Source organism: Streptomyces africanus (assembly GCF_002150735.1).
Classification (GTDB): Bacteria; Actinomycetota; Actinomycetes; order Streptomycetales; family Streptomycetaceae; genus Streptomyces; species Streptomyces africanus.
Genome location: NZ_MUKA01000149.1, coordinates 353 through 5,112 on the forward strand (window position 1 = coordinate 353; position 4,760 = coordinate 5,112).

Genomic DNA, 4,760 nt, shown 5'->3' on the forward strand with positions numbered 1-4,760 from the left:
AGGAGCCGCTCGCCGGCGCCCTGCGCGAGGTGGCGGAGGAGACGGGCTGCCGGGCCGAGCCGGGCGCCGAGCTGCCCACCCAGCGCTACCGGGCGGACGGCCGCCCCAAGCAGGTCCGCTACTGGGCGGCCGAGGCGGTCTCCTGCGCGTTCGCCCCGACGGACGAGGTGGACCGCGTGCTGTGGCTGACACCTGTCGCCGCCCGCGCCCGCCTCACCCAGCCCCACGACCGCCCCCTGGTCGACGCGCTGCTCGATGCACTGGACCGGCCACAACAGGCCGGAAAAGCGGACTGAGCCCCTCAGGTCCGGAAAGCGGAACCCTCACGTGCTCTCCCCGTGAGCATTCCGTGACCTAACCACACCTTAGGCAGGGGTTCACCCCTCGTTCATTTCTGGCCATCGGCGCCTTCACCTGATCTGCCTAATTTCGGCCGTACCAGATGCGAGCCGCGCCTGCCGTGCGCGGCCTCGTTCAGCGTCACCCAGACTTCGCACGCCGCCGATTCAGGACGGCGGCTCCTGGAAGGAACTCAAGTGAAGCTTCAGCGCATGAACCGGCGGGCCCTCGCTCTCGGTGCTCTCGCCGTCTCCGGCGCCCTGGCCCTCACGGCGTGCGGCTCCGACGAAACCGGCACCCCGGGCGGAGGCTCCTCCAACGCCGCCGCGCCGAGCAACATCAAGTGTGACGACGCCTCGGGCCAGGTGCTCTCCGACGGCTCCTCCGCTCAGAAGAACGCGGTCGACGCGTGGGTCAAGCAGTTCTCGGCGGCCTGCAAGGTGGAGATCAACTACAAGGCCGGCGGTTCCGGTGCCGGTGTCACCGCGTTCACGCAGGGCCAGGTCCCCTGGGCCGGTTCGGACTCGGCGCTGAAGCCCGAGGAGGTCGCGGCCTCCAAGAAGATCTGCTCCGGCGGCCAGGGCATCGACCTGCCGATGGTCGGCGGCCCGATCGCCGTCGGCTACAACGTCCCCGGCGTCGACAAGCTCGTCCTGGACTCGGCGACGATCGCCAAGATCTTCGACAGCAAGATCACCAAGTGGAACGACCCGGCGATCGCGAAGCTGAACCCCGACGCGAAGCTGCCCAACCTCAAGATCCAGGCGTTCCACCGCTCGGACGAGTCCGGCACCACGGACAACTTCACCAAGTACCTGATCGCCACCGCCAAGAAGGACTTCCCCTACGAGGGCGGCAAGGCCTGGCAGGCCAAGGGCGGCCAGTCCGCTCCGCAGTCCTCCGGTGTCGCCGCGCAGGTCAAGCAGACCGCCGGCGCGATCGGCTACTTCGAGCTGTCGTACGCCAAGGACGGAATCAAGACCGTCGCCATCGACACCGGCGCCGCCAAGCCGGTCGAGGCCACCGTCGACAACGCCACCAAGGCGATCTCGGAGGCCAAGGTCGTCGGCACCGGCAAGGACATGGCGCTGCAGCTGAACTACGGGACCAAGGCCGACAACGCCTACCCGATGGTCCTGGTGACGTACGAGATCGTCTGCGACAAGGGCAACAAGGCCGAGACCCTGCCCGCGGTCAAGGCGTTCCTGCGCTACGCGGCCTCGGAGGACGGCCAGAAGATCCTCGCCGAGAACGACTACGCGCCCATGCCCGACGAGATCATCACCAAGGTTCGCTCGACCGTCGAGAGCCTGAGCTGACCCGAGTGCGGTCCGGTCCCCCGGCGGGGCCGGACCGCACCGTCCGGTGCACCGCCGCCAAGGGCCGCACAGCACGTGCGGTTCCGCAGACCGGAGAACCCGATGGACACCACACAGATAGCTGACGCACCTCCCCCCACGCAGCCGTCCACGGCCGAGCAGAAGCGCGCGGCCCGTGGCGCCACCCGACCCGGAGACCGGATCTTCCTCGGTCTGTCCCGCGGCTCGGGCATTCTGCTGCTGGTGATCATGGCCGCGATCGCGGGCTTCCTCACCTACCGCGCCGTCCTCGCCATCAGCAAGGACGACGGCAACTTCCTGACCACCTTCCAGTGGAACACCGGTGTCAACCCGCCGGTCTTCGGCATCGCGGTCCTGGCCTACGGCACGATCGTCTCCTCGATCATCGCCATGGTCATCGCGGTCCCGGTCTCGGTCGCCATCGCGCTGTTCCTCACCCACTACGCCCCGCGCCGGCTGCGCGGCCCCATCGCCTACGTGATCGACCTGCTGGCCGCCGTGCCGTCGATCGTCTACGGCCTGTGGGGCGCCCTGGTGCTCGTCCCGCACATGAACGGCCTCTTCGGCTGGCTGAACGACTACCTCGGCTGGACCGGCGTCTTCTCCTGGCAGGGCGGCGCCGCGCGCTCCATGCTCACCGTGGGCATCCTGCTCGCGATCATGATCCTGCCGATCATCACCAACGTGAGCCGCGAGGTCTTCCGCCAGGTCCCGCAGATGCACGAGGAAGCCGCCCTGGCGCTCGGCGCCACCCGCTGGGAGGTGATCCGCATGGCGGTCATCCCCTTCGGCCGCTCCGGTGTCATCTCGGCCTCGATGCTCGGCCTCGGCCGCGCCCTCGGCGAGACGATGGCCGTCGCCACCGTGCTCTCGCCCGACTTCCTGATCCACACCAGCCTGCTCGACCCGGGCGGCGGCACCTTCGCCCAGAACATCGCCAGCAAGTTCAGCGAGGCCACCGAGTTCGGCCGTGACGCGCTGATCGCCTCCGGTCTGGTCCTGTTCGTCATCACCCTGCTGGTCAACGGCGCGGCCCGCGCGATCATCGCCCGCCGCAAGGAGTACTCGGGGGCCAACGCATGAGCACCACACCCTCCCTCACCGCCAAGCGCCCCAGCACCCTGCGCGGCGGCCAACTGCCCAAGTGGGCTCCGTGGGCCATCGCCGCCGGATCCGTCGCCCTCGGACTCGGCGTCAGCGCCGCCGCCGGCCTGCACAGCAGCGTCCAGTGGGCGCTGATCGCCGCGATCCTGTACGTCCTCGGTACGTACGTCATCGCGGCCCGGGTCGAGAACCGCCGCCAGGCCAAGGACCGCGTGGTCACCTCGCTGGTGTGGGTCGCGTTCCTGCTCGCCGTGGTGCCGCTGGCCTCGCTGGTGTGGTCGACCGTCCAACGCGGCGTGAAGGTCCTCGACGTCTACTTCCTGACCCACTCGATGGGCGTGGTCGCCGACTCGGAGACGGGCGGCGGCATCTACCACGCCATTCTCGGCACGCTGGAGCAGGTCGGCCTCGCCACGCTGATCGCCGCGCCGGTCGGCGTGCTCACCGCGATCTACCTGGTGGAGTACGGGCGCGGCAACCTCGCCCGGGCCGTCACCTTCTTCGTCGACGTCATGACCGGCATCCCGTCGATCGTCGCCGGCCTGTTCATCCTCAGCCTCATGCTGATGTTCGACATGGAGCCCTTCGGCTTCGCCGGGTCGCTCGCCCTCGCCATCCTGATGATGCCGGTCGTCGTCCGCTCCACGGAGGAGATGCTCAAGCTCGTCCCGAACGAGCTGCGCGAAGCCTCTCTGGCACTCGGCGTGCCCAAGTGGCGCACCATCCTGAAGGTGGTCCTGCCGACCTCGCTCGGCGGCATCACCACGGGCATCATGCTGTCCATCGCCCGCATCGCCGGTGAGACCGCGCCCGTGCTGCTGCTGGTGTTCGGCAGCAAGTTCATCAACGCCAACCCCTTCGAGGGCGCGCAGGCGTCGCTCCCGCTGTACATCTACCAGCAGTACGGATCGGGCGAGGCCACGGCGTACGACCGCGCCTGGGCGGCGTCGCTCACCCTGATCGCCTTCGTGATGATCCTGAACCTGGTGGCCCGCGGCATCGCCCGCTGGAAGGCCCCGAAGACCGGTCGCTGAAGCGGCCTCGGCGACTGATCTGACTGTCTGGAAGTGAAGTAATCATGGCCAAGCGAATCGACGTAAGCGGACTGACCGCCTACTACGGCTCCCACAAGGCGATCGAGGACATCTCGATGACCGTCGAGCCGCGCTCGGTGACGGCGTTCATCGGCCCGTCCGGATGCGGCAAGTCGACGTTCCTGCGCACGCTGAACCGTATGCACGAGGTGACGTCGGGCGGCCGGGTCGAGGGCAAGGTGCTCCTCGACGACGAGGACCTCTACGGCACGGGCATCGACCCGGTGTCGGTCCGCCGCGAGGTCGGCATGGTGTTCCAGCGGCCGAACCCGTTCCCCACGATGTCGATCTTCGACAACGTGGCGGCGGGCCTGCGGCTGAACGGCAGCTACAAGAAGAGCGAGCTCGCCGACATCGTCGAGCGCTCCCTCAAGGGCGCGAACCTCTGGAACGAGGTCAAGGACCGTCTGAACAAGCCCGGCTCGGGCCTCTCCGGCGGTCAGCAGCAGCGTCTGTGCATCGCGCGGGCGATCGCGGTCGAGCCGAACGTCCTGCTCATGGACGAGCCCTGCTCGGCCCTGGACCCGATCTCCACCCTCGCCATCGAGGACCTGATCGGCGAACTGAAGGAACGGTTCACGATCGTCATCGTCACGCACAACATGCAGCAGGCGGCACGCGTCTCCGACCGCACGGCGTTCTTCAACCTCGCGGCGGTCGGCCAGCCCGGCAAGCTCATCGAGATCGACGACACGGAGCGCATCTTCTCCAACCCGTCGGTCCAGGCCACGGAGGACTACATCTCCGGCCGCTTCGGCTGAGCCGCCCTCGCCGAGACCCCTCGCGGTGCTGCATGGCGGTGCCACCGCGAGGCCGAAAAGGGCCCGCCCCTCTCCCAGGGGCGGGCCCGTTCGCGTACACGCCTAGCTGCGGGCAGTCGTGC

The 4,760-nt window shown here is 68.7% G+C and carries 5 protein-coding genes; all 5 read left to right on the forward strand.

Features of this window, described 5'->3' with window-relative positions:
• Nucleotides 1–296: NUDIX domain-containing protein (locus tag CCL05_RS19475; RefSeq protein ID WP_158102467.1), on the forward strand; the 296-nt coding region annotated here is incomplete at its 5' end.
• Between the two features lie 240 nt (nt 297–536).
• Nucleotides 537–1,658 (forward strand): phosphate ABC transporter substrate-binding protein PstS, encoded by a 1,122-nt coding sequence (gene pstS / locus CCL05_RS19480; protein ID WP_086561772.1) that lies wholly within the window; start codon nt 537–539, stop codon nt 1,656–1,658.
• A 102-nt stretch (nt 1,659–1,760) separates the two neighbouring features.
• A complete protein-coding gene (gene pstC, locus CCL05_RS19485; protein WP_086561773.1) occupies nt 1,761–2,762 on the forward strand; it encodes a phosphate ABC transporter permease subunit PstC in 1,002 nt (333 codons plus the stop codon).
• Complete coding sequence (gene pstA, locus CCL05_RS19490; protein ID WP_086561774.1) at nt 2,759–3,817, forward strand: phosphate ABC transporter permease PstA; 1,059 nt, start codon at nt 2,759–2,761, stop codon at nt 3,815–3,817. Before pstC ends, pstA begins: the two co-directional genes overlap by 4 nt.
• Nucleotides 3,818–3,861: 44 nt before the next feature.
• Nucleotides 3,862–4,638: a phosphate ABC transporter ATP-binding protein PstB gene (gene pstB / locus CCL05_RS19495; protein ID WP_086561775.1), complete on the forward strand. Its 777-nt coding sequence runs from the start codon at nt 3,862–3,864 to the stop codon at nt 4,636–4,638.
• Nucleotides 4,639–4,760: the final 122 nt, after the last annotated feature.